The sequence below is a fragment of the Streptomyces sp. NPDC059080 genome (assembly GCF_042739975.1).
GTDB lineage: Bacteria > Actinomycetota > Actinomycetes > Streptomycetales > Streptomycetaceae > Streptomyces > Streptomyces benahoarensis.
The window spans coordinates 17,088-39,440 of sequence record NZ_JBHYGX010000054.1 but is presented as its reverse complement, the minus strand read 5'-3'; the positions used below and the strand labels follow the sequence as shown (position 1 = coordinate 39,440).

Sequence of the window (22,353 nt, the reverse complement as noted above, 5' to 3'; positions counted from 1 at the left end):
ACCCGCCCGGCGGGCCCGGCACACCACGTTCGGTGGGCGGGGCCCTCGTGCGTGCGATGGCCGGGCCCTCGTGCGTGCGGTGGCCGGGCCCTCGTGCGTGCGGTGGCCGGGCCGTACGTCGTGACCGGCCGTGACCCGCTCGTACGTGGCCGGGCCGCGCGGCGCCGGTCAGCGGCGGGCCCGGCGCCACGGGGTGCCGAGCAGCAGTGCCCCGCCGAGCAGCAGCACGGTCCCGGCGAAGAGGCCGAGGGCGTTGAGGCCGCCGTGGTCGCTCGCGCCGGTGTCGGCGAGACCGCCCGCGGCGCCGCCCGCCGCGTCCGCGCCGCCGGCCGCGGAGCCGGACGCCCCGCCCGCCGTTCCGGCCGTGCCGCCGGAGGCGCCGCCGGGCCGGGCCGCGGTGTCGAGCGTCAGGGAGGCGCCCGGGTCCTTCTCCGGGGTGCAGGTGGTGGTGGTCCCCAGGGCGTTGACGGTCAGGACGCCAGGGGTCAGCGTCGTACGGCCGGTGGCGCCCGGGGTGTAGGTGCCCTTGAGGTCGGGGATCTCGATGGGCTGCCCGGACTTGATGGGTGCGGCGTTCGCCGGGCCCTCGACCGTGACGGTGCCCTTGTCCGCGCCGCCCAGCGCGACCGCCATCGACGGTTTGACCGAGCCCTTGGGGATGTCCGCGGGGCTGTCCATCACGGACTTGCTGAACTTCACCGTCAGGCCGTAGCCGCCGCCCTTCGCCACCGCGTCGATCCGCACCGGCGAGGTGGCCTTCTTGTCCCCGATCGGCGTCTTGCAGGCGTACGGGACCTGCACCGGCTTTCCCTGGTGCGCGGTGCCGTCGGGTTCGCCACCGGAGCCACCCGAGCTGCCCGAGCCACCCGTGCCGCCGCTGCCGCCCGTGCTGCCGCCGCTGCCGCCGGAATCGGAGCCTCCGGTGGCGGTCCCGCCGTCCGTGCCGCCCGTGGACGTACCTCCGGACGACGCGCCACCGGAGCCGGAGCCGCCGGACGAGGCGCCGCCCGCGGCCGTCCCACCGGAGTCGCCGCCGGTCGTGCCGCCCGAGCCGTCGGTCACCTTGATCGTGACGGCCGGTTTCACCTCCTCCTTCGGGACGCACTTGGTGTCCGTGGAGATCGGCTTGTTGACGTTGATCGTGTACGCGCCGGGGGTCAGCGTCACCTCCCCCGGCTTCTCCAGCCTCAGCGTGCCCGTCATGTCCGACAGCACCATCGGGCTGTTCTTCGGGATCGGCGGATTGCTCCGCGGCCCCTTCATCGCCAGCTCACCCGCCTGCGCCCCGGCCAACTGCACCACGCCGGAGGGCTGCACGGTGTCCTTGTCCAGGTCGAGGATGTCCGGGTTCTTCGAAGCGGCGGTGACCGTCTTCCACACCACTTCGATCTCGTCGCCGACCTTCGCGGTCGCCGGTGCGCTCAGCGCCACCGTGGTGGTGCCCTCGACCGGCGGCAGCCCCGAGATCGGTGGCGGGGTGCACTCCGTCCGGTACGCGGCGTCCGCCGCCCGCGCGGTCGGGGCCGCGGCCACCAGCCCCGCGCCCGCGAGCATCAGCGCGGCCCCGGCGGCCACCCCTACTCTCCTCCGTTGCCTCATCACGATGACCCTTCCCCTGTCGGTGGTGCGGTGGATGTGGTCGCGGACGGTGCGGTGTCCGGGGTGTACCAGGGCAGCGCGGTGGGGCGGTCCGCCGGTGCGGTCCCCCCGTCCGCGCCGCCACGCAGGGTGCGCAGGCGCGCCCGCCACCGGCCCGGCGCCCGGGGCCCGGCGGCCCCATGGGCGGGCGCGGCGGCGCGCGGCATGGGTGCGGTCCGTGGGCGTACGCGGTCGACGACGGCCATGCCGAGGCGGAAGACGGCGGCGGGCACCACCAGGCAGAGCAGCGCCCAGAACAGCGTCACGCCCCAGGGCCGCCCGACGCCCCACGGCTGCTCGACCAGAAGCTTGCCGCCGTACGTCGCGGAGACCTGGTAGTCGCCGTAGGCGCCGGCCGCCAGCTCCACGTCCAGGGCGATGCGGGCCTTCTTCCCGGCGGGCACGGTGCCGCGCCACTGCCGGTCCTCCCACTGGGGCGCGAACACGCCGTGCGCGGCGCCCACCCGGAAGACCGGGTTCTTCGCCGGGACCGGCCCGGTGTTGCCCACCGTGAAGGTCAGCCGCCGCCGCGGCGGCGCGCCGAACCAGGTCAGCAGGTTGTCACCGCCGGTCAGTTCGGGTGCGGAGACGACGGCGAGGCGGGCGCCGGTCTCCTGCTTCGGCAGCGGGGCGACGGGGTGCCCGGCCACCGCGAACGGGACGTCGTCGGCGGCCGCCGGGCCGGTCACGGTCGCCACATGCACCACACAGGGACAGGGCTCGGGCGGCTCGGCCACCGGCAGCGCGGTACGGAACGCGCCCCGGCCGTCGGTGGTGACCGCCCGCCCGTCGCCGTTGGCGCAGGAGTTGGTGCCGCCGATCATGTTCTGGCCGCAGATCAGCAGGGTGAGCAGCGCCTTGGGCCGCCAGCCGCGCCCGGAGACGGTCACCGTGCCGCCGGTCCCGGCCTGTTCGGTGCCGACCTCTGCCGTGGGGGCTCCCCCGGGCGGCGCGGCGGCCGCGGGCGGCGCGTACGGCAGCAGCACCGCGCCCAGGACGAGAACGGCGGCGGCCGCGCGGCGCAGCCGGGCCCGCGCCGCTGCGCGCGTCACGGTCGGTCTCCCACACGTATCAACTCCCTTGCGGCGGGGGCGGGTTGTTCCTGGGACGCAGTACGTCCTGCCCGCCGTCGCCGTCGCCACAGTGCGCCGCCCGCGCCCGCGGCGACGGCGAGCGCCCCCGCGCCGAGCGCGCCCCGGGAGAGGGGTGCGTACCCGGCGCGCGCGGCGGCGTGCGCGCCCCCGGCCGCGGTGACGGTGAGGGTGACGTCGACGGCGTCCAGGACGGGCGGATCGGACCAGGTCTCGGTGCGCCGGACGCGCTGTCCGGGGGCGAGCGCGAGCGGCAACGCGCGGGCCGGGCGCCGCAGCGCGGTCCCGAGGAGGCCGTCGGCGCGTACCGCGAGCCGGGGCCGGAGCACCGTGGTGCCGCGGTTCACCAGCGTGTACCGGATCTCCGCAGCGCCGCCGCGCCGGGCGACGGCGACGTCCTCGACGGTCAGCGCGGCGAGCGCGGGGCCGGTCACCCGCAGATGGACGGGGATGGTCCGCCCGCCCCCGGGGCCGTCGGCGCGCAGGGCGGCAGCGCGCTCCCCTGGTGCGGCGTCCCGGGGCACGGTGACCGTGAACGGCACCGCCGCCCGGGTCCGCGCCGGGACGCGCACCCGCGCCACGGCGGGCGCGAGCCAGGCGGAGGCGTCCGTACCGCCCTCGGCCGGGGCGCCGCGCAGCCGGACGGTGACGGGGTGCCCGGCCGGGTTGGTCACCGCGAGCCGGTCGGTCAGGACGGTGCCGGGCGCGCCCTCCAGGTAGAAGAACGGCCGGTCGGCGCCGGTCGGGCGGCTCCCGGCGCCGGTCGGGCGGCTCCCGGCACCGGGCGCGGGCGCGGCCGCCCAGCCGGGCCGGGCGTCGGCCACCGCGGCGCCCGGAGGCCAGCACGCCAGCGTGGCGACCGTCGCGAGTGCCACGGACACACCGCGGGTACGGAACGGCATCGGCTGCTCCTGGTACTCGTACGCGTACGGAAGGGGCGGCGCGGTGCGGGCGCGCCCCGGGGAGGTGCGGTGCCGTCCGCCCAGGTCAGGCGGAGCGGCGGCGGCCGAGCCAGAGGGCCCCGGCCGCCCCGGCGAGCAGCACGGTGCCGCCGAAGGTGCCGAGGGCGACGGCGGAGTCGGCGGGTCCGGTCTGCGGCAGCTGCCCGCCGGAGCCGGACGCGCCACCGCCCGGGGAACCGCCGGACGCGCCGCCCGACGCGCCGGAACCGCCCTTGGCGTCCAGGGTGAGCGACGGCTTGGGGCTGTTGTCGGGGGTGCAGGTGGTCGTGGTGCCGAGGGCCTTGATGGTGAGCTCGCCCGCCGTGAACGTCACCTTGCCGCTCGCCTTGGGGGTGTACGTCCCGCTCAAGTCACTGATCCTGATCGGGGTGTTGGCGGGGATCGCCTGGTCGTTGGGCGGGCCGGACACCGGCACCGTCCCGCTGTCCGCGCCACCCAGCTCGATGACGGCGGACGGCTTCATGGCGCCCTTGCCCAGCTCGACGGGGCTGGACGAGACGCCCTTCTGGAACGACATCACCAGCCGGTACCCGCCGCCGCTCGGGGTGCCCTTGATGTCGATGGGCGAGACGGCGCCCTTGTTGCCGATCGGTGTTTTGCACTGGTAGTTGACGTCGACGACCTCGGCGTGCGCGGCCGGTGCGGACAGCAGCACCGCCGCTCCGGTCAGCGCCACGGCGACGACGGGCCGGGCCGCGCGGCGGGGGCGGCGGATGGGCGATGCGTGGAAGCGGGCCACCTCTCGTTCCCTTCTCCCGAGTCCAGGGGTGCGGTGGGGCCCGTGCGGACCGCGAGCCCGGCGGCGGGCCCCGTACCGTCCCTGGGCGCCGCCCCTTTTGCTGACGGCGCATCAGATGGGTGGCTCAAGGTACGCCGGGGACCGCGAAGGGGGAAGGCACTGCGCGGGGCGGATCGGGGCGGAACGCACGGAGGGCGCGGACCCTCCGGTCCACGCCCTCATATCCCGGCCGGCGCCGGGCCGCAGGCGGCGCGTGCCGCCCGTCACCGCTCAGGAAGGAGCGGCCAGTTCGGCCCAGACGGTCTTCCCGGCGCCGTCGGCGTTGCGGACGACGCCCCAGTCCAGGCAGAGCCGCTGCACGATGAACATGCCGTGTCCGCCCGGACGTCCGGCGCGGTGCGGGGTGCGCGGCGCGGGCGATCCGGTACCGAGGTCGCCGACCTCCAGGCGCAGCACCTTGGCAGTGCAGCGCAGCCGCAACTCCTCGGGGCCCTCGGCGTGCAGGCAGGCGTTGGTGACCAGCTCGGAGACGACCAGCAGGACGTCCTCGGCGGCCGCGCGCTGGTCCGCGGTGGCGGCCGGCAGCCAGCCCCAGTCCTGAAGGGCCTCACGGGCGAAGTCCCGGGCGCGCGCAACGGCTCCCCGGGTGCCGCTCAGGCGCAGCCTGCGGACCTGGCCGACCGGGGCGGCGGCCGGAGCGGCGGCGGAAGCACCGGCGCTGCCCGGTTCCGGGCCGAGGTCGCCCGGCGGGTACGGCCGGGTGGTGCTCATCAGCGCTTCACCTCACCGATTCGCCTTTTCACGGAAAACGGATAACTGACAGATTCAACGGATTCAGATGTCTCCTGCCCGACCGGACCGTGAGAACACCCACTTCTTGGGCACGGAAGATGTGACGCGGACTACGTGCCCGGAATGCCATCCTCCGGAGCATCCTCCGTCACCTCTCGTCGGCCAGCGCCGCGTCGAGTGAGTCGTGCACCGTGAAAACCGCCTCCGCGCCGGTGATCTCGAATACGCGGGCCACCACGGGCTGCATCGCGACGAGATGGACCCCGCCCCCCACGGCCTCCGCCTTCAGCCGGGCCCCGAGCAGGACGTTGAGTCCGGTGGAGTCCATGAATTCCAGGGGCGCGCAGTCAACCACAAGGCGGGCGTGCCCCTCTGCCACACACCCCTCCAACGCGTCACGCAACAGATCGGCGGTGTGGTGATCCAGCTCACCCGCCGCCGTCACGACCGCGCTGACGCCGTGATGCCGGATCGCGACATGAAGCCGGCCCCGGCTCGCACTGCCGACCGTCCCGCGGTCCATGCGCGCGCACCCCTCTTGCTGTCTCGACGTGGTTTGCCTATGACTGCGCTCAATCGAACCCTACGCCTTCGCTTCACACAGGGGTAACTGAACAATCCGCATATAACGCCAAATACGGGCATCGCACACTTGCCATCTTCCGGCAAAGCCAGGTAGGCGTAGATGCAGACACATTCGCCACGGCCGGCTTCGGAGGCGCCGCACACCGCAGCTTCACGTAGAGGCATCGGCAGCCATATGCCGAGAACGATGGAGGAGACCATGTCACCCCGGCTCGACGAAATGCGCACCGACGACACCCGGCAGCACACCTCGTCGACACCCCCGTCCGACCCGACCGGGCAGATCCCTTCCCAGTCGGCCGCCGAACCCGAATTGGCGGCCGTGCCCGAAATCGAGGGGCTGCCCGAGATCCCGCCGTTCGACGAGGTGGGTCCGGTCGATGCGAGGGCCTTGTCCAAAACCCTCTTCGAGCGGCTCGAATCCCTCGAAGAAGGCACTCACGAATTCTCCTACGTCCGTAACACCCTGGTCGAACTCAATCTCGCGCTGGTCAAGTTCGCCGCCTCCCGGTTCCGTTCCCGCAGTGAACCGATGGAGGACATCGTCCAGGTCGGCACGATCGGCCTGATCAAGGCGATCGACCGTTTCGAACTGAGCCGCGGCGTCGAGTTCCCGACGTTCGCGATGCCGACGATCGTCGGCGAGATCAAGCGTTTCTTCCGCGACACCAGCTGGTCGGTGCGCGTGCCGCGGCGGCTGCAGGAACTCCGCCTCGACCTCGCCAAGGCCGGTGACGAACTGGCGCAGAAGCTGGACCGTGCACCCACGGTCGGCGAACTTGCCGAACGCCTCGGTATCTCCCGGGACGAGGTCGTGGAAGGCATGGCGGCGAGCAACGCGTACACCGCGAGTTCGCTCGACGCCCAGCCCGAGGAGGACGACAGTGAAGGCGCGCTGGCGGACCGCATCGGCTACGAGGACCACGAGCTCGAAGGCATCGAGTACGTCGAATCCCTCAAGCCGCTGATCGCCGAACTCCCGCCGCGCGACCGGAAGATCCTGTCGCTCCGCTTCGTCGCCAACATGACCCAGTCCGAGATCGGCGAGGAGTTGGGCATCTCCCAGATGCACGTCTCCCGGCTGCTCTCGCGCACCCTGGTGCGGTTGCGCAAGGGTCTGATGATCGACGAGTGAGATTCCGCGGTCGCCACCGGTCCACCGGCCGGTGTCCGCCCGCGCGAAGGAGGGCCTGCCCCGGGTGACTCGGGGCGGGCCCTCCTTCGTATCCGGAGCCCCAGGGCCCCTCTACCGCTGTCTCAGGCCACCCGGACGCCCTTGCGCCAGACGCCCGACACCAGCGGGACGCCGGGCCGGTAGGCGAGGTGGACGTGGGAGGGGGCGTCCAGCAGCGTGAGGTCGGCGCGCGCGCCGGGGGCGATCCGGCCCACGTCGTCACGGCGCAGCGCCCGCGCGCCGCCCGCCGTCGCGGCCCACACCGCCTCGTCCGGCGTCATCCGCATGTCCCGTACGGCGAGGGCGATGCAGAACGGCATCGACGAGGTGAAGGACGAGCCGGGGTTGCAGTCGGTGGAGAGCGCGACGGTCACCCCGGCGTCCAGGAGGCGGCGCGCGTCGGGCCAGGCGGCGCGGGTGGAGAACTCCGCGCCGGGCAGCAGCGTCGCGACGGTGGCGGAGTTGGCGAGCGCGTCGACGTCGGCGTCGGTGAGGTGGGTGCAGTGGTCGGCGGAGGCCGCGTCCAGCTCCACGCCGAGCTGCACGCCGGGCCCGTAGGACAGCTGGTTGGCGTGGATACGGGGCAGCAGACCGCGCCGCTTGCCCGCGGTGAGGATCGCGCGGGCCTGGTCGCCGTCGAAGGCGCCCTTCTCGCAGAAGACGTCGATCCACCGGGCGTGCGGGGCGCAGGCGTCCAGCATCGGGCCGGTGACGAGGTCGACGTAGCCGGCCGGGTCGTCGGCGTAGTCGGGCGAGACGATGTGCGCGCCGAGGTAGGTGACCTCGTCGGTGTGCTCCCCGGCGATGCGCAGCGCGCGGGCCTCGTCCTCGACGGTCAGGCCGTAGCCCGACTTGGTCTCGAAGGTGGTGGTGCCCTGGCGCAGCGCCTCGGCCAGGTAGTGGGCGACGTTGGCGGAGAGCTGTTCGTCGGTGGCGGCGCGGGTGGCGGCGACGGTGGTGCGGATGCCGCCCGCCTCGTAGGCGCGGCCCGACATCCGGGCGTTGAACTCCTGGGTGCGGTCGCCGCCGAACACCAGGTGGGAGTGGGAGTCGACGAAGCCGGGCAGCGCGGAGCGGCCGCCCGCGTCGACGGCGTTGTCAGTGGCGGGTGTTTTGCTGGACGGACCGACCCAGGCGATGCGGTCGCCGTCGATGACGACGGCCGCGTCCTGGATCAGACCGAGGGGGCCTTCGCCGAGGGAGGGGTCGTTGGTGACGAGCTGGGTGAGATGGGTCAGTGCGGTGGTGGTCATCGCGGTGGTGTTCTCCTTCGTCCGCTGGGGGCGCGTCAGTCGCTCGTGCGCACGGCGGCGACGGCCGCGGCGAGTTCGGTGGGGGCGTCCGGTACCAGCGTGTGCACGCCGTCGCGGACGATCTGCCGGCCGCCGACGACGGTGTGCCGTACGTCGGCCGCCGTCGCGGCGAATACCGCGGTCTCCGCGGCGAGCCGGGGCAGCGGGCCCGCGGTCCGTACGGAGTCCAGCGCGATCGTGGTGAAGTCCGCGAGAGCGCCGGTGGTCAGGGTGCCCGCGTCGTCCCAGCCGAGGGCGGCGTGCCCGTCGGCGGTGGCGGCGCGCAGCAGCGCCGCGGCGGTCCAGTGGCCGCGGGCGCGGGTGCGCAGCCGCTCGTTCAGCTCCATGGCGCGGGCCTCTTCGAGCAGGTCGATGACGGCGTGGCTGTCGCTGCCGAGGGAGAGCGGGCTGCCGCTCTGCTGGAGGCGGGCGGCGGGGCCGATGCCGTCGGCGAGGTCGCGTTCGGTGGTCGGGCACATGCACACGCCGGTCCCGGCGCCGCCGAGCAGGCCGATGTCCTCCGGGGTGAGGTGGGTGGCGTGCACCGCGGTGGTGGCGCGGCCGAGGACGCCGTGGTCGGCGAGGAGGCGGGTGGGCGTGCAGCCGTGCGCCTCGTGGCAGGCGTCGTTCTCCGCGGTCTGCTCGGAGAGATGGACGTGCAGCGGGGCGCCGCGCTCGCGGGCCCAGTCGGCGACGGTGCCCAACTGCGCGGCGGGCACGGCGCGTACGGAGTGGATCGCCGCGCCGATGCGGGCGTGCCCGTCGCCCCTGAGGGCGGCGGCGCGCTCGGCCCAGGCGTCGGCGGTGCCGTCGGAGAAGCGCTGCTGGTGCGGGGCGGGCGGGGTGCCGAAGCCCGCGGAGAGATAGGCGGTGTCGAGGAGGGTGATGCGGATACCGGCGTCGGCGGCGGCCGCGATCAGCGCCTCTCCCATGGCGTTGGGGTTGGCGTAGGCGCCGCCGCCGGGCCGGTGGTGAAGGTAGTGGAACTCGCCGACGCAGGTGATTCCGGCGAGCGCCATCTCGGCGTAGACGGCCCGCGCGAGGGCGTGGTAGCTGTCCGGGTCGAGGCGGGCCGCGGTGTCGTACATGACCTCGCGCCAGGTCCAGAAGGTGCCGGAGCCCACCTGCACGGTGGAGCGCAGCGCCCGGTGGAAGGCGTGCGAGTGGGCGTTGGCCAGGCCCGGCAGCGTCAGCCCGCGCAGGGCGACCGCACCGGGCGGCGGAGTGGCGGTGCCGGTACGGACGGCCGTGATCCGCCCCTGCGCGGTCTCGACGGTCACGCCGGGCTCGGTGTGGGTGCCAAGCCAGGCGTGTTCCAGCCAGTAGACCGTCGCGCCCTGCGGCGAGGGGCGTCCGGGGGTCGCGTCCCGTGGCGCCGTTCCGTGCGGCGTCGTGTCCTGCGGCGTCATGTGCACGCGAGACCTTCCAGTACGTCGGCGAGTGCGGTGACCCCGGCGACGCAGTCGTCCTCGGCCGCGGTTTCGGCGGGCGAGTGCGAGACGCCGGTCGGGTTGCGTACGAACAGCATGGCGGTCGGGACCGTCGCGGAGAGGATGCCGGCGTCGTGTCCGGCGCCGGTGCCGAGGACGGGTACGGGGCGCCCACCGCCGGAGCGGGCGAGCAGGGTGCCCAGCTCGTCGCGGAGGGCGTGCCCGAATTCCACGACGGGGGTGAAGGATTCGCGGACGACGCGCAGGTCGACGCCGTCCCGGGCGGCGCTCTCCTCGGCGGCGCGTTCGATCTCCTTCACGACGGTGTCCAGGACGTCCTGGTCGGCGGCGCGGGAGTCGAGCCAGCCGCGGACGAGCGAGGGGATCGCGTTGACGCCGTTCGGTTCGACACTGATCTTCCCGAAGGTGGCCAGGGCGCCCGCGGTCCGGGCGGCCTCCCGCGCGGCGAGGACGGTCCGGGCGTAGCTGAGCATGGGGTCGCGGCGGTCCTCCAGGCGGGTGGTGCCCGCGTGGTTGGCCTCGCCGTGGAAGTCGAACCGCCAGCGGCCGTGCGGCCAGATGGCGGAGGCGATGCCGACCGGGTCGCCGGTCAGGTCGAGGGCGCGGCCCTGCTCGATGTGCAGCTCCACGAACGCGCCGATCCGCGCCAGCCGGTCGCGGTCGGGGCCGATCGCGTCGGGGTCGTATCCGGCGCGCTCCATCGCCTGCGGCAGGGTGATCCCGTCGGCATCGCGCAGTTCGCGGGCGTCCTCGGGCGTCAGGGCACCGGCGCTGAGCCGGGAGCCGACGCAGGCGAGCCCGAAGCGGGCGCCTTCCTCGTCGCCGAAGTTGACGAGAGCCAGCGGCGCGGTGAACTCCGCTCCCCTGCGGCGGAGTTCATCGAGTGCGGCGAAGGAGGAGACGACGCCCAGCGGGCCGTCGAAGGCGCCGCCGTCCGGCACGGAGTCCAGGTGGGAGCCGGTGACGACGGCCGCGCCGGGGGCGACCTCGGTGTACGAGCGGACGCCGAGCCAGGCCCACTGGTTGCCGTTGCGGTCCAGTTCGTAGGCGAGGCCGCGGGACTCGGCCTGGGCGCGGAACCACGCGCGGCAGTCGACGTCGGCGGCGGTCCAGGCGTGGCGGCGGTAGCCGCCGGAGGAGGCGTCGCGGCCGAGGGGCCGCAGCTCCCGCCACATGGTGTGGAACGACGCGGTCTGACCGGTCATGCGCGCACTCCCGTCGTGGGGTCGGCGGCGCCTTCACGCGGTACGGGGCGAGGTCCTGGCACGGGTGCCTCCCGGCATCGATTGGATCGGGATATTCACATATTGGCTTCGCTGAATATGGCTAGTCAACAGCACGAAGGGGACGGCGGCGCCCGCGACCGAACCGGGCTCACGCGAAGATTCACCCCCCTTTTGACTTTGGAGCGCTGCTTGACTTTGGAGCGCTACGCGTCCGGCGAGGCCGCCACGACCTACACCACCGCCGCACCCATGTGGATCTTCGTCGCCAGCTGGGGCCTGCCCCCCCCCCGGACTGGATCTTCTGGCTGCTGACCGTGGCGTACGTCGTCCTGCTGGCTGCTGACCGTGGCGTACGTCGTCCTGCTGGGCACACTGATCACCTTCGCCGCCCGCCGCGCGCGGGTCCGGCTGCACCGCTCGCGCCACACCTGGCGGTCGGCCGTCTCCGGACTGGCCGGTGCGGTGATGTCGTTCACCACCCTGCTGCTCTCGGGCGCCCTCGCCCGGAGCCGAGCGGCGCCGGGGTCGCGTAACAGCTCGGTGACCGGTCCCCGGACACCTGTGGCGCCGTACGGCATGACGATGATGGAGTGGCGATATGACTGGCCTCACCACTGGTTCTCCGACCGTTCCGGGCCTCACGGACCGGGACCGTGCCGTACGGGCAGCCGTCGAGCGGGGGCTCGTGAGCCCCGCCGCGCCCGTCGCCGGGCTGCTGGATGTCGCGGGGGTGCGGCGTTCGGCGGCCGAGCTCCGTTCCGCTTTCGCCGAGTTCACCGACGCCGGGGTTCCCGTCCTGCACGCGTTCGCGGTGAAGGCGGCGTCTCTGGTGCCCGTGCTGCGGCTGCTCGCCGACGAGGGGCTGGGCTGCGAGGTGGCCAGCCCCGGGGAGCTGGCGCTGGCCCGCGCGGCACACGTCCCGGTGCGGTGCACGGTGCTGGACTCGCCCGCCAAGACCCCCGCCGAGCTGCGGGAGGCCCTGGCACTGGGGATCGCGGTCAACATCGACAATCCGGAGGAGCTGGCCCGCGTCGATGCCCTGGTGGGGTCGGCACCGACCGGCGCCCCGCTGGGGCTGCGGGTCAATCCGCAGCTCGGCGGCGGCAGCATCGGCGCGATGAGCACCGCCACCGACACCTCCAAGTTCGGGGTGGCGCTGCGGGACGAAGGAGCCCGCGAGTGGGTGGTGCGGGCCTACCTGGACCGCCCGTGGCTGACCCGGCTGCACGGTCATGTCGGTTCGCAGGGCATGGCGTTGCCGCTGATGGCCGACGGGGTGCGGGCCCTGTTCGACCTCGCCGAGGAGGTCAACGCGCGGGCGGGGCGGACGCAGATCGACACCCTCGACATCGGCGGCGGGCTACCGGTGAACTTCTCCTCGGACCGGGTCACGCCCACGTACCGGGAGTATGTGGAGGTGCTGCGGGAGCGGGTGCCGGGGCTGTTCCGGGGGCGGTACGGGCTGGTGACCGAGTTCGGCCGGTCACTGCTGGCCAAGCACGGCACGGTCGTGGCGCGGGTGGAGTACGCGAAGTCGGCAGGCGGGCGGCCGATCGCGGTCACCCACGCGGGAGCGCAGGTCGCCACCCGGACGGTGTTCGTCCCGGACGCCTGGCCGCTCCGGGTCGCCGCGTACGACGCGCGGGGGCTCCCCAAGGAGGGGCCGCCGGTCGCCCAGGACGTCGCCGGGCCGTGCTGTTTCGCGGGCGATCTGGTCGCCGAGAACCGCCCGTTGCCCCTCCTGGAGTCCGGCGATCACGCCGCCCTGCTGGACACCGGCGCGTACTACTTCTCCACCCACTTCGCCTACAACTCACTGCCCCGGCCCGGGGTTTACGGCTACACGGCGGACCCGTCGGGCGCGGTCCGCTTCGCGACCGTCCGTACGCCGCAGACGCTGGAGGAGCTGACGGCGGAGAGCGGCGGCGGACACGGGGAGGAGTTGCGCACGCTGCGGTGAAGGGGCCTCGGCCGGGCCGAGGCGGGCGAGCCGAGTCGGGCGAGCCGGGCCGGCCGGACCACGCCGCCAGGCTGTGGCTGCGCGGGCCGCACCTGACCGGGCCGGACCGATCGCAGCGCCCCGGACCGGGCCACACCGGCCCGGCCGCGCACCAGGCAGCGCCACCGGGTACGCGGAGCGCCCCACCCCGCGCCACCCCATCCGCCCCGCCAACGCCGAGCCGATCCCGATCCCGCTCGGCGGCCCGGGGCCCGAGCGCGGCGCCGGACATCAGCAGGCCACCGGCCGCGGGCAGGGCGAACGACGAGCCGACGGCAGCCAGGAAGGCGAGCAGCAGCCACCAGCGGTGGGACCGGCGCCAGGTCTGGGCCCCTCAGTCCACGAACAACCCCCGGGCCGCCGCCTTGGCGTCGAACTCCTCCAGGCGGGCCTGGGCGTCGGGCAGGGCGTCGCACATCGCCTCCAGCAGGACGCGGCCCAGGAGCATCGGGGCGCACACCGTGTCGAAGGCCAGGCCGGTGCCGACGGGGGCGGGCAGCAGCAGGTCGGTGTGGCGGGCGACGGGGGCGAAGGCGCTGTCGGCGACGGTGACGACGGTCAGCCCGACGGCGCGGGCGTACTCCAGCGCCTCGACGACCTCGCGCGGATGGCGCGGCAGCGCGAAGCAGAGGAGGGCGCTCGCCCCGGCGCGCACCGCGGCATCGATGCGGTCGGCGAGGAGGGAACCGCCCTCGTCGAGGAGGCGGACGTCCGGGTGCACCTTGCGGGCGAAGTAGACGAATCCGGCGGCCTGGGCGGTGGCCGCGCGGAGCCCGAGGACGGGCAGCGGCCGGGACGCGGCGAACAGCCGGCCCGCCCGTACGACCGGTTCCGGGTCGGCGAGGACGGCCGCGAGGTGGCGGAGGTTGTCGATCTCCGCCTGGACCGCCTGCTGGTACTCGTTGGCCGCGGCGAGGGTGTCCGGCCCGGTCGGGGCGGTGTCGCGCAGATGGCGGCGGAGCGCCGGGTAGCCGTCGAAACCGAGGGCGACGGCGAAGCGGGTCACGGAGGGCTGGCTGACCCCGGCGAGTTCGGCGAGTTCGACGCTGGAGAGGAACGGCGCGTCGGCGGCGCGGCGCACCATGCAGTGCGCGATACGCCGCTGAGTGGGCGTCAGCCGCCGCCCCTCGAAGAGCCGCTGCAACCGCGCGGCCGCCGCATCACCACCCGCCGCGCCGCCCACCGGAGCCTCGGCCGCCGCATCGCCGCCCGGAGCCTCGGCCGCCGCATCGCCGCCCGGAGCCTCGGCCGCCTTGACCACACCAGCCACACCGGCCACACCAGTCGCACTGGTCGCACCGGCCACACCGGTCACCTCGATCGCCCCCGTCACCCCGGCCGCACCGCCGCCGTTGTCCCCGTCCCCGCTCATCGCCTCTTCCTCCCGGCCCGGTCGGGGGCCATCTCCCGGCCCGGTCGGGGGCCATCTCCCGGCCCCGTCGGGGGCCTTGTCGTCTACCGATCGACTCTACGGAAAATCGGGCGCCGCGACGCCCCGTACGCCTCGCCGCACGCCCGCCTCGCCCCGTACGCACACACTCACGGCCGTACGTCCCCACGACCGCATCCACCTGGACGCACCACCGGGCCGCCCCCCGCATCGGACCGCACCGGACCGGAACCGAACAGAACGGCTCCACGCGCCAGGCCGCACACCGGACCGGACCGCACCGGACCGCACCGAATCGGCGCCCTGCCCGCCTCCTCCTTCACAGACGCCCCACCCCCACCTATTGACGTCCCATTCACTCCACCCTAATTCTGAATGGATTCATACAGGGAGGTGGCGTCCATGGCCGGTGTGGTGGAGAAACGCTCGATCGACGTCGTGCCGGACGAGGAACGGCACGGCAGTGCTTTCAGCCAGTTCACGCTCTGGCTGGGCGCCAACCTGCAGATCACCGCGGTGGTCACCGGGGCGCTGGCCGTCGTCTTCGGCGCGTCGCCCTTCTGGGCCCTGGCCGGACTGCTGGTCGGCAACCTGCTCGGCGGGGCCGTGATGGCGCTGCACTCCGCGCAGGGCCCCCGGCTCGGGCTGCCGCAGATGATCACCTCGCGGGCGCAGTTCGGGGTGCGCGGTGCCGTCGTCCCGCTGGCGCTGGTCATCGTGATGTACATCGGCTTCTTCGCCAGCGGCACGGTGCTGGCCGGGCAGGCCGTCGGGGAGCTGACGCACCTCGGCGACACCACCGGGATCATCCTGTTCGCCCTGGTCACGGGCGTCGCCACGGCCGTCGGCTACCGCCTGATCCATCTCCTCGGCAAGGTCGCCGGGCTGGTGTGCGCGCTCGCCTTCGTCTACCTCGGCGCCCGCCTCCTCCACCAGGCCGACCTGGGCGCACTGCTGCACCCGCACGGCTTCGGGCTGCCCGTCTTCCTGCTGGCCGCCTCCCTCTCGGCCTCCTGGCAGCTGGCGTTCGGCCCGTACGTCGCCGACTACTCGCGCTATCTGCCGCGCCACACCTCGGCCCGGGCGACGTTCTGGTGGACGCTGTCCGGTTCGGTGCTCGGCTCGCAGTGGTCGATGACGTTCGGTGCGCTGGCGGCCGCCGCCGCGCCCGCCGCGTTCGTCGGGCACGAGGTGACGTACATCGTGGGCCTCGGCGGTACCGGGCTGATCGCGTCGCTGCTCTACTTCGTCATCGCGCTCGGCAAGCTCACCATCAACATCCTCAACACCTACGGCGGCTTCATGTCGCTGGTGACCGGCGTCAGCGGCTTCCGCGGCAGCCGCACCCTGTCGCCGCGCGCCCGCACCGCGTACATCTCCGGGATCATGGTGGCGGGCACCGTCGTGGCGCTGCTGGGCAAGGACTCCTTCCTCGCCGCGTTCAAGGACTTCCTGCTGTTCCTGCTGACGTTCTTCACGCCGTGGTCGGCGATCAACCTCGTCGACTACTACCTGATCTCCAAGGAGCGGTACGACATCCCCGCGCTCACCGACCCGCGCGGCCGCTACGGCGCGTGGAACGGCACGGCGCTCACGGTCTACGCGGTCGGCGTCCTGGCCCAACTTCCGTTCCTGACCACCGCGTTCTACACCGGCCCGCTGGTCGGCCCGCTCGGCGGCGCCGATCTCTCCTGGATCGTCGGCCTGCTGGTGCCCGCCGTGCTGTACGGGGTCCTCGCCCGGCGCGACACGGAACGGATCGTGGCCCCGGCCCCCGCGGAGGAACCGGCTCCGGCCACGGCGGAGTGAGGGGCGTGGGGACGGGCACCGGCCGGGCACCCACGGCCACGCCACGTACCGGCCGGGCCGCCGGCCGGCCCGGAGCGCGCCACCGCCGGCCGGCCCCGGGCCGCCGGCCGGCCCCGGGCCGCCGACCGGCCCCACGCGCACCGGCCGTCCGCCCGCGGCCTCACCCCGGGGCCACCGTCACTTCCCGGCCTCACGCGCCAGGTACGCCAGCAGGTCCTGCCGGCTGACGACGCCCTTCGGCTTGCCCTCGACCAGGACGATGGCCGCGTCCGCGCCCTCCAGGACGGCCATCAGGTCGCCGACCTGCTCGCCGGAGCCGACCTGCGGCAGCGGCGCCGACATGTGCTTCTCCAGCGGGTCCGACAGCGAGGCGCGCTGGGCGAAGAGGGCGTCGAGCAGTTCCCGCTCGACGACGGAGCCGACGACCTCGGCGGCCATCACGTCCGGATGCCCGGCGCCCGGCTTGACGATCGGCATCTGGGAGACGCCGTACTCACGCAGCACCTCGATCGCCTGGCCGACGGTCTCCTCCGGGTGCATGTGCACCAGCGACGGCAGCGCGCCCTCCTTGTGGGCCAGCACCTCGCTGACCGCGGCGGCGCCGCCCTCCTCCAGGAAGCCGTAGTCGGCCATCCACTCGTCGTTGAAGATCTTCGAGAGGTAGCCGCGGCCGCTGTCCGGCAGCAGGACGACCACCACGTCGTCGGGACCGAGCCGGGAGGCGACCTCCAGGGCGGCCACCACGGCCATCCCACAGGAGCCGCCGACCAGCAGCCCCTCCTCCTTGGCCAGCCGCCGGGTCATCTGGAAGGCGTCCTTGTCCGACACCGCGACGATCTCGTCGGCGACGGTCCGGTCGTACGCGGTCGGCCAGAAGTCCTCACCGACGCCCTCGATCAGATACGGCCGCCCGGAGCCGCCGCTGTAGACGGAGCCCTCCGGGTCGGCGCCGACGACCTTCACCCGGCCGTCGCTGGCGTCCTTCAGATAGCGGCCGGTGCCGCTGATCGTGCCGCCGGTGCCGACGCCCGCCACGAAGTGGGTGATCTTCCCGTCGGTCTGCTCCCACAGCTCCGGGCCGGTCGTCTCGTAGTGCGAGCGCGGGTTGTTCGGGTTGCTGTACTGGTCCGGCTTCCAGGCGCCGGGCGTCTCCCGCACCAGCCGGTCGGAGACGTTGTAGTACGAGTCGGGGTGCTCGGGGTCAACGGCGGTCGGGCAGACCACGACCTCGGCGCCGTACGCCCGCAGCACATTGATCTTGTCCGTCGAGACCTTGTCGGGGCAGACGAAGATGCACTTGTAGCCCTTCTGCTGGGCCACGATCGCCAGCCCCACGCCGGTGTTGCCGGACGTCGGCTCGACGATGGTGCCGCCCGGCTGCAACGCGCCCGACTCCTCGGCGGCCTCGATCATCCGCACCGCGATCCGGTCCTTGACCGAGCCTCCGGGATTGAAGTACTCGACCTTGGCCAGGACGGTCGCCTGGATCCCTTGGGTGACGTGGTTGAGCCGCACGAGCGGGGTGTTGCCGACGAGCTCAATCATCGATTCGTAAAACTGCACGGTGGTCTCCGCGGTCGGGGGCACGCTGTCCTGTGCCCATCACATCAGCCTATTGCCCGCCCGCCTCCGGGGCCGCCGCGTTGCGTTCGGTGCGCTACGGGGCAACAACCTGTTGTACGAGTTCCCGGCGCGCGCCGATCCGGTACGGAGCGCGCCGACGCACTGCACGGGGAGGTGCCCGGCCTATGCCGATGACGTTGTCCAGGGCGAGGGTGGCCCGGCGGATCGCCGCCGCCGCGGCGTACGGCGGCGGCGGGGTCGGCCTGCTCGGGGTGGCCGCCGCCGGGGTGCTGCTGACCGAGATGCGACTGGCGCGCCGTACGGTCGGCGGCTCCGGCGACATCCCGCCGTGCGCCGACGGCCGCTACGGCGCCGCGTTCGGCCACGGCACCGACCGGCCGCCGCTGCGGCTCGGCTTCCTCGGCGACTCCACCGCGGCGGGCCAGGGCGTGCGCCGGGCCCGCGAGACGCCGGGCGCGCTCCTCGCCTCCGGCCTCGCCGCGCTGTCGGAGCTGCCGGTCGACTTCCACAACGTCGCGCTGCCCGGGGCACAGTCCGACGACCTGGAGCGCCAGGTCGACCTGCTGCTGGCGGACGGCGCGCCGGTCCCGGACGTCTGCGTGATCATGATCGGCGCGAACGACGTCACCCACCGGATGCCGCCGGCCCGCTCCGTACGCCTGCTGTCGGACGCGGTCCGCAGGCTGCGGGCGGCCGGGAGCGAGGTCGTCGTCGGCACCTGCCCGGACATGGGCACCATCGAGCCGGTCTACCAGCCGCTGCGCTGGGTGGCCCGGCGGCTGTCGCGGCAGCTGGCGGCGGCGCAGACCATCGGCGTGGTGGAGAACGGCGGCCGGACGGTCTCGCTCGGCGATCTGCTGGGCCCGGAGTTCGAGGCCCGGCCGCGGGAGCTGTTCGGCCCGGACAACTACCACCCGTCGGCGGAGGGCTACGCCACCGCCGCGATGGCGGTACTGCCGACGCTCTGCGCGTCCCTGGGCGTGTGGCCGGAGGGCGAGCACCCCGAGCCCGCCCGGTACGAGGGCGTGCTGCCGGTCGAGCAGGCGGCGGTGGAGGCGGCGTCCGAGGCCGGTACGGAGGTCACCTCGGCCCGCGCCCCCTGGGCCCTCCTCAAGCACCGCAGGCGCCGCCGCATCCCGGCCCCGGAGGAGACGGACCGGCCACCGGTGGCGCAGTGACGGGGCGCCGCAGGCGGCGGGCCCGCAGCCGCACCCGCACCCGCACCCGCACCCGCACCCGCACCCGCATAAGCATCCGCTTAGAAAAGAGTCCCGCATCACAGCGCGCACCCCGTGACCTCCGCGGTACGTACCGGTAACTTCCCTGACAGTCCCCGCCCGCGCCCGACGAGGCCACCGGGTCTCGCGCCGCCGCAACTTACGACCCCATGGAGCCGTGATGCCCGAAGCCGTCATCGTCTCAGCCGCCCGCTCCCCGATCGGCCGCGCCTTCAAGGGCTCGCTCAAGGAGCTGCGCCCGGACGATCTGACCGCGAAGATCATCGAGGCCGCGCTGGCCAAGGTGCCCGAGCTGGACCCCAAGGACATCGACGACCTGATGCTCGGCTGCGGGCTGCCCGGCGGCGAGCAGGGCCACAACCTCGGCCGCATCGTCGCGGTGCAGATGGGCATGGACCACCTGCCGGGCTGCACGATCACCCGCTACTGCTCCTCGTCGCTCCAGACCTCCCGGATGGCGCTGCACGCGATCAAGGCGGGCGAGGGCGACGTCTTCATCTCGGCGGGCGTCGAGACCGTCTCGCGGTCGGTGAACGGCAGCTCGGACGGCATGCCCGGCACCCACAACCCGCTGTTCGCCGACGCCGAGGCGCGCACCGCGGCCCGCGCGGAGCAGGAGGGCGCGGGCTGGCACGACCCGCGCGAGGACGGCCTGGTCCCCGACGCGTACCTCGCGATGGGGCAGACGGCGGAGAACCTCGCCCGGCTGAAGGGCGTCACCCGCCAGGACATGGACGAGTTCGGCGTACGGTCGCAGAACCTCGCCGAGAAGGCCATCGCGGCCGGTTTCTGGGAGCGGGAGATCACGCCGGTCACGCTGCCGGACGGCACGGTCGTCTCGCAGGACGACGGCCCGCGGGCGGGCGTCACGCTGGAGGGCGTACAGGGCCTCAAGCCGGTGTTCCGCCCCGACGGGCTGGTCACCGCGGGCAACTGCTGCCCGCTGAACGACGGCGCCGCGGCACTGGTGATCATGTCCGACACCAAGGCGCGCGAGCTGGGCCTGACCCCGCTGGCCCGGATCGTCTCCACCGGCGTCTCCGGCCTCTCCCCCGAGATCATGGGCTACGGCCCGGTCGAGGCCAGCAAGCAGGCGCTACGGCGGGCCGGTCTGTCGATGTCCGACATCGACCTGGTCGAGATCAACGAGGCGTTCGCCGCGCAGGTCATCCCGAGCTACCGGGACCTGGACATCCCGCTGGACAAGCTGAACGTCAACGGCGGCGCCATCGCCGTCGGCCACCCCTTCGGCATGACCGGCGCCCGCATCACCACCACCCTGATCAACTCCCTCCAGTGGCACGACAAGCAGTTCGGCCTGGAGACGATGTGCGTGGGCGGCGGCCAAGGCATGGCGATGGTCATCGAGCGGCTGAGCTGAGCTGGAGCGGAGGGTAGGGGTCGCCCGACGGAGGAGGGCGGCACCTGCCCGCAGCGGAAGCGAAGCGGAACGCGACCATGAACGCGAGCGGCTGAGCCGAGCGCGGCCTTGAACGCGAGCGGCTGAGCTGTAGCCGCAGCGGAGGGTGCGCGGGAAAACGGGAGGTCAACTCCCCGTTCCCGCGCACCCTTCGTCGCCGTACGGGCACGCTCGGCAAGCGGGCGTGAGGTGGGTCACCCGGTGACAAGATCGCGACCCAATCGCCGCCAGGATTGTGACCAACGCCCCGCCGGAGAAGGGTTTTTGCAGGTCAGCCAGGGGTCACTCGTTCATACGAGGCCCCAAGCCTCCACCATTTCGGGACAAAGCACACTGGGACCGGTCGCCGCCGACCGGCAGGCTGAGGTAGAAGTCGAAAGACCTTCTGCTATGGGGAGTACACCAGTGAGCGAGCGCAGCGAACCAGGCAAGGACGCCTCCGCGGCCGTCGGCCGGGGCCGGGCCGTCGACAGGCGCGTGCCCGGCGGGGCCGGGGCCGCGGAGCGACGTGGGGAGGGCGCATGAGCGTCATGAACCTCGTCCTGCTCCTGGCCGCGGCGAGCGCCGTGGCAGTGGGCGCCGCGGCGCTGCACGCCGTCCGGGGGCTGCGTCGTCAGCTCACCGAGGTGCGTACGGAGCTGGTGACCACCCGCGAGACCCTCTCCGCCCGCGCCGACGCGGTCTGCGCGATCCCGGCCGCCCGGCAGACGTCTGCCGACGCGACGCCGCTGGCGGACATACGCGCGGCGGTCGCCGACGCCCTCGCCGAGGAGCGGGAGCGGGAGCTGGCCGAGGCGCGGGCGTTCTGGGCCGCACAGGAGGCCAGGGACGCCGCGGACGCGCCGTCGCTGCTGGGCGGGGTGCCCGGCATCGGCGACGAGAGCCTGCTGGACCCCCGCGATCCGCCGGACGCCGACCGCTTCGACGCCCGGCCGTTCCTGCCGCGCCAGGCGGACCTGGCCGGCCTGGAGCCACTGCTGGGCCCGGACGCGCTGGAGCCGTTCGCCGCACCGGAACCCGCCCTGGAGTCGTCCGACGCACTGCGGGCCGCCGAGTGGGAACTGGCGGAGGAGGGCGAGTCGGCCGAGCTGGCCGCGGCCCGTCGCCGGCACCCCTCGCACCCGGACTTCACGCCGGTCGCGGCGGTCACCGACCACGAGCGCACGATGGCGCGGCTGGAGGAGCTGGCCGAGCGGAGCGTGCCGCTGGCCGACGTCCGCCCGGGCCCGCTGGGCACCCTCGACGTCTATGTCTTCACCGACGGCATCACCCTCTGTCTGACGCCAGGCCACCGCGAGACGTCCGAGAGCGTCGCCGAGGCGCTGCGGGACGGTCACACGCCCGTGCTGCTGGGCGGTTCCGCCATCGCCGGTGCGTACGCCCTGACGTTCGCCTGGGGCGAGGCCCGGCAGGAGAGCGTCTACATCCTGGCCGACCGCGTCATCGCCTCGCTCTGACCCGCCGTCGGCGGCGCACCCCAGGTTCCGCCGCCACGGCCCGCGCTACCAGCGCCGCGCCGTCTCCCCGACCCGCGCCACGGCCTCCGCCACATCCCCGGCGGAGGCCGTTTCCGCATTCCGCAGGGCCTCGGCGAGGTCGTGCCCGGCGACGGCGAGCTGGTCGCCGACCGCGAACAGCCCCGCATCGGGCAGCACGTACGGCTCGCGGTCCGGGCGCTCCAGGCGCTGGGCGCGGGCGGTCAGCTCCCTCGCCAGGGCAAGCGCGTCGGCGGCCGCGCCCCGGCGCAGGGTGCCCTGCGGCAGCGAGCGGAGGCGGTCGGCGAAGGCGTCCACGGCGTGGACCAAAGGCGTTACGTCAGGCACGGCGCGAGCCTATGCGACAGCGCACGGCGGCGCGCACGCCCGTCGGGGGCGGTCCGGCGGGACGGCGGGACGGCCGACGGGGGCGGGGGCGGTACGGCGGGTGGCGTGCCGCGCCCGGTGGCCGTCCCGCCGTACCGCCC

19 protein-coding genes are annotated in these 22,353 nt (G+C 74.0%); 6 read left to right on the top strand and 13 right to left on the bottom strand.

What is annotated here, in order from left to right; genetic code table 11:
* Window positions 1–168 precede the first annotated feature (168 nt).
* From ACFWWQ_RS27440 to ACFWWQ_RS27415, 6 genes are all read right to left on the bottom strand, one after another.
* Entirely contained in the window at window positions 169–1,554 is a 1,386-nt protein-coding gene (locus tag ACFWWQ_RS27440; RefSeq protein WP_384601482.1) for a hypothetical protein, read from the bottom strand.
* A 44-nt stretch (window positions 1,555–1,598) separates the two neighbouring features.
* Window positions 1,599–2,690 carry a hypothetical protein gene (locus ACFWWQ_RS27435; RefSeq protein ID WP_384601470.1) on the bottom strand — a complete coding sequence of 364 codons (1,092 nt, stop codon included), beginning with the start codon at window positions 2,688–2,690 and terminating at the stop codon, window positions 1,599–1,601.
* On the bottom strand, window positions 2,687–3,631 hold the full coding sequence (locus ACFWWQ_RS27430; RefSeq protein ID WP_384601467.1) for a hypothetical protein: 945 nt from the start codon (window positions 3,629–3,631) through the stop codon (window positions 2,687–2,689). Before ACFWWQ_RS27430 ends, ACFWWQ_RS27435 begins: the two co-directional genes overlap by 4 nt.
* 85 nt (window positions 3,632–3,716) lie before the next feature.
* Window positions 3,717–4,430 (bottom strand): LPXTG cell wall anchor domain-containing protein, encoded by a 714-nt coding sequence (locus ACFWWQ_RS27425; RefSeq protein ID WP_384601464.1) that lies wholly within the window; start codon window positions 4,428–4,430, stop codon window positions 3,717–3,719.
* A 270-nt stretch (window positions 4,431–4,700) separates the two neighbouring features.
* Window positions 4,701–5,201: an ATP-binding protein gene (locus ACFWWQ_RS27420; protein ID WP_384601461.1), complete on the bottom strand. Its 501-nt coding sequence runs from the start codon at window positions 5,199–5,201 to the stop codon at window positions 4,701–4,703.
* 169 nt (window positions 5,202–5,370) lie between these two features.
* The gene (locus ACFWWQ_RS27415) at window positions 5,371–5,745 is read right to left on the bottom strand and encodes an STAS domain-containing protein (RefSeq protein ID WP_384601458.1); all 375 of its coding nucleotides are present in this window, start codon (window positions 5,743–5,745) and stop codon (window positions 5,371–5,373) included.
* 261 nt (window positions 5,746–6,006) lie between these two features.
* Between ACFWWQ_RS27415 and ACFWWQ_RS27410 the strand changes: the two genes are divergently transcribed.
* Complete coding sequence (locus tag ACFWWQ_RS27410; protein WP_384601479.1) at window positions 6,007–6,942, top strand: RNA polymerase sigma factor SigF; 936 nt, start codon at window positions 6,007–6,009, stop codon at window positions 6,940–6,942.
* A 122-nt stretch (window positions 6,943–7,064) separates the two neighbouring features.
* Here ACFWWQ_RS27410 and hutI read toward each other — a convergent pair whose 3' ends face one another.
* The 4 genes from hutI to ACFWWQ_RS27390 all read right to left on the bottom strand — a co-directional run bounded on the left by hutI (window position 7,065) and on the right by ACFWWQ_RS27390 (window position 11,426).
* Window positions 7,065–8,234 (bottom strand): imidazolonepropionase, encoded by a 1,170-nt coding sequence (hutI, locus tag ACFWWQ_RS27405; protein ID WP_384601455.1) that lies wholly within the window; start codon window positions 8,232–8,234, stop codon window positions 7,065–7,067.
* Window positions 8,235–8,269: 35 nt separating this feature from the next.
* Window positions 8,270–9,682: a formimidoylglutamate deiminase gene (locus ACFWWQ_RS27400; RefSeq protein WP_384601452.1), complete on the bottom strand. Its 1,413-nt coding sequence runs from the start codon at window positions 9,680–9,682 to the stop codon at window positions 8,270–8,272.
* The gene (locus tag ACFWWQ_RS27395; protein ID WP_384601450.1) at window positions 9,679–10,929 is read right to left on the bottom strand and encodes an allantoate amidohydrolase; all 1,251 of its coding nucleotides are present in this window, start codon (window positions 10,927–10,929) and stop codon (window positions 9,679–9,681) included. The genes ACFWWQ_RS27400 and ACFWWQ_RS27395 overlap by 4 nt, the downstream gene beginning before the upstream one ends.
* A 251-nt stretch (window positions 10,930–11,180) precedes the next feature.
* On the bottom strand, window positions 11,181–11,426 hold the full coding sequence (locus tag ACFWWQ_RS27390) for a hypothetical protein (RefSeq protein ID WP_384601447.1): 246 nt from the start codon (window positions 11,424–11,426) through the stop codon (window positions 11,181–11,183).
* 122 nt (window positions 11,427–11,548) lie between these two features.
* Between ACFWWQ_RS27390 and ACFWWQ_RS27385 the strand changes: the two genes are divergently transcribed.
* Window positions 11,549–12,910 (top strand): diaminopimelate decarboxylase, encoded by a 1,362-nt coding sequence (locus tag ACFWWQ_RS27385; protein ID WP_384601443.1) that lies wholly within the window; start codon window positions 11,549–11,551, stop codon window positions 12,908–12,910.
* Between the two features lie 373 nt (window positions 12,911–13,283).
* Here ACFWWQ_RS27385 and ACFWWQ_RS27380 read toward each other — a convergent pair whose 3' ends face one another.
* Window positions 13,284–14,321 (bottom strand): MurR/RpiR family transcriptional regulator, encoded by a 1,038-nt coding sequence (locus ACFWWQ_RS27380; RefSeq protein ID WP_384601440.1) that lies wholly within the window; start codon window positions 14,319–14,321, stop codon window positions 13,284–13,286.
* A 420-nt stretch (window positions 14,322–14,741) separates the two neighbouring features.
* Here ACFWWQ_RS27380 and ACFWWQ_RS27375 point away from each other — a divergent pair, with 420 nt between their 5' ends.
* Complete coding sequence (locus ACFWWQ_RS27375; protein ID WP_384601476.1) at window positions 14,742–16,148, top strand: purine-cytosine permease family protein; 1,407 nt, start codon at window positions 14,742–14,744, stop codon at window positions 16,146–16,148.
* Between the two features lie 177 nt (window positions 16,149–16,325).
* Here the strand turns inward: ACFWWQ_RS27375 and ACFWWQ_RS27370 are convergent, their stop codons facing one another.
* Window positions 16,326–17,711 (bottom strand): cystathionine beta-synthase, encoded by a 1,386-nt coding sequence (locus ACFWWQ_RS27370; protein WP_384601437.1) that lies wholly within the window; start codon window positions 17,709–17,711, stop codon window positions 16,326–16,328.
* Between the two features lie 185 nt (window positions 17,712–17,896).
* On the opposite strand from ACFWWQ_RS27370, the gene ACFWWQ_RS27365 reads away from it, so the two are divergent.
* The 3 genes from ACFWWQ_RS27365 to ACFWWQ_RS27355 all read left to right on the top strand — a co-directional run bounded on the left by ACFWWQ_RS27365 (window position 17,897) and on the right by ACFWWQ_RS27355 (window position 21,847).
* A complete protein-coding gene (locus ACFWWQ_RS27365) occupies window positions 17,897–18,910 on the top strand; it encodes an SGNH/GDSL hydrolase family protein (protein ID WP_384601434.1) in 1,014 nt (337 codons plus the stop codon).
* Between the two features lie 220 nt (window positions 18,911–19,130).
* Window positions 19,131–20,351 (top strand): acetyl-CoA C-acetyltransferase, encoded by a 1,221-nt coding sequence (locus tag ACFWWQ_RS27360; RefSeq protein WP_384601431.1) that lies wholly within the window; start codon window positions 19,131–19,133, stop codon window positions 20,349–20,351.
* Window positions 20,352–20,911: 560 nt separating this feature from the next.
* Window positions 20,912–21,847 (top strand): hypothetical protein, encoded by a 936-nt coding sequence (locus ACFWWQ_RS27355; RefSeq protein ID WP_384601428.1) that lies wholly within the window; start codon window positions 20,912–20,914, stop codon window positions 21,845–21,847.
* Window positions 21,848–21,892: 45 nt separating this feature from the next.
* Here the strand turns inward: ACFWWQ_RS27355 and ACFWWQ_RS27350 are convergent, their stop codons facing one another.
* The gene (locus ACFWWQ_RS27350; RefSeq protein ID WP_384601426.1) at window positions 21,893–22,213 is read right to left on the bottom strand and encodes a hypothetical protein; all 321 of its coding nucleotides are present in this window, start codon (window positions 22,211–22,213) and stop codon (window positions 21,893–21,895) included.
* Window positions 22,214–22,353: the final 140 nt, after the last annotated feature.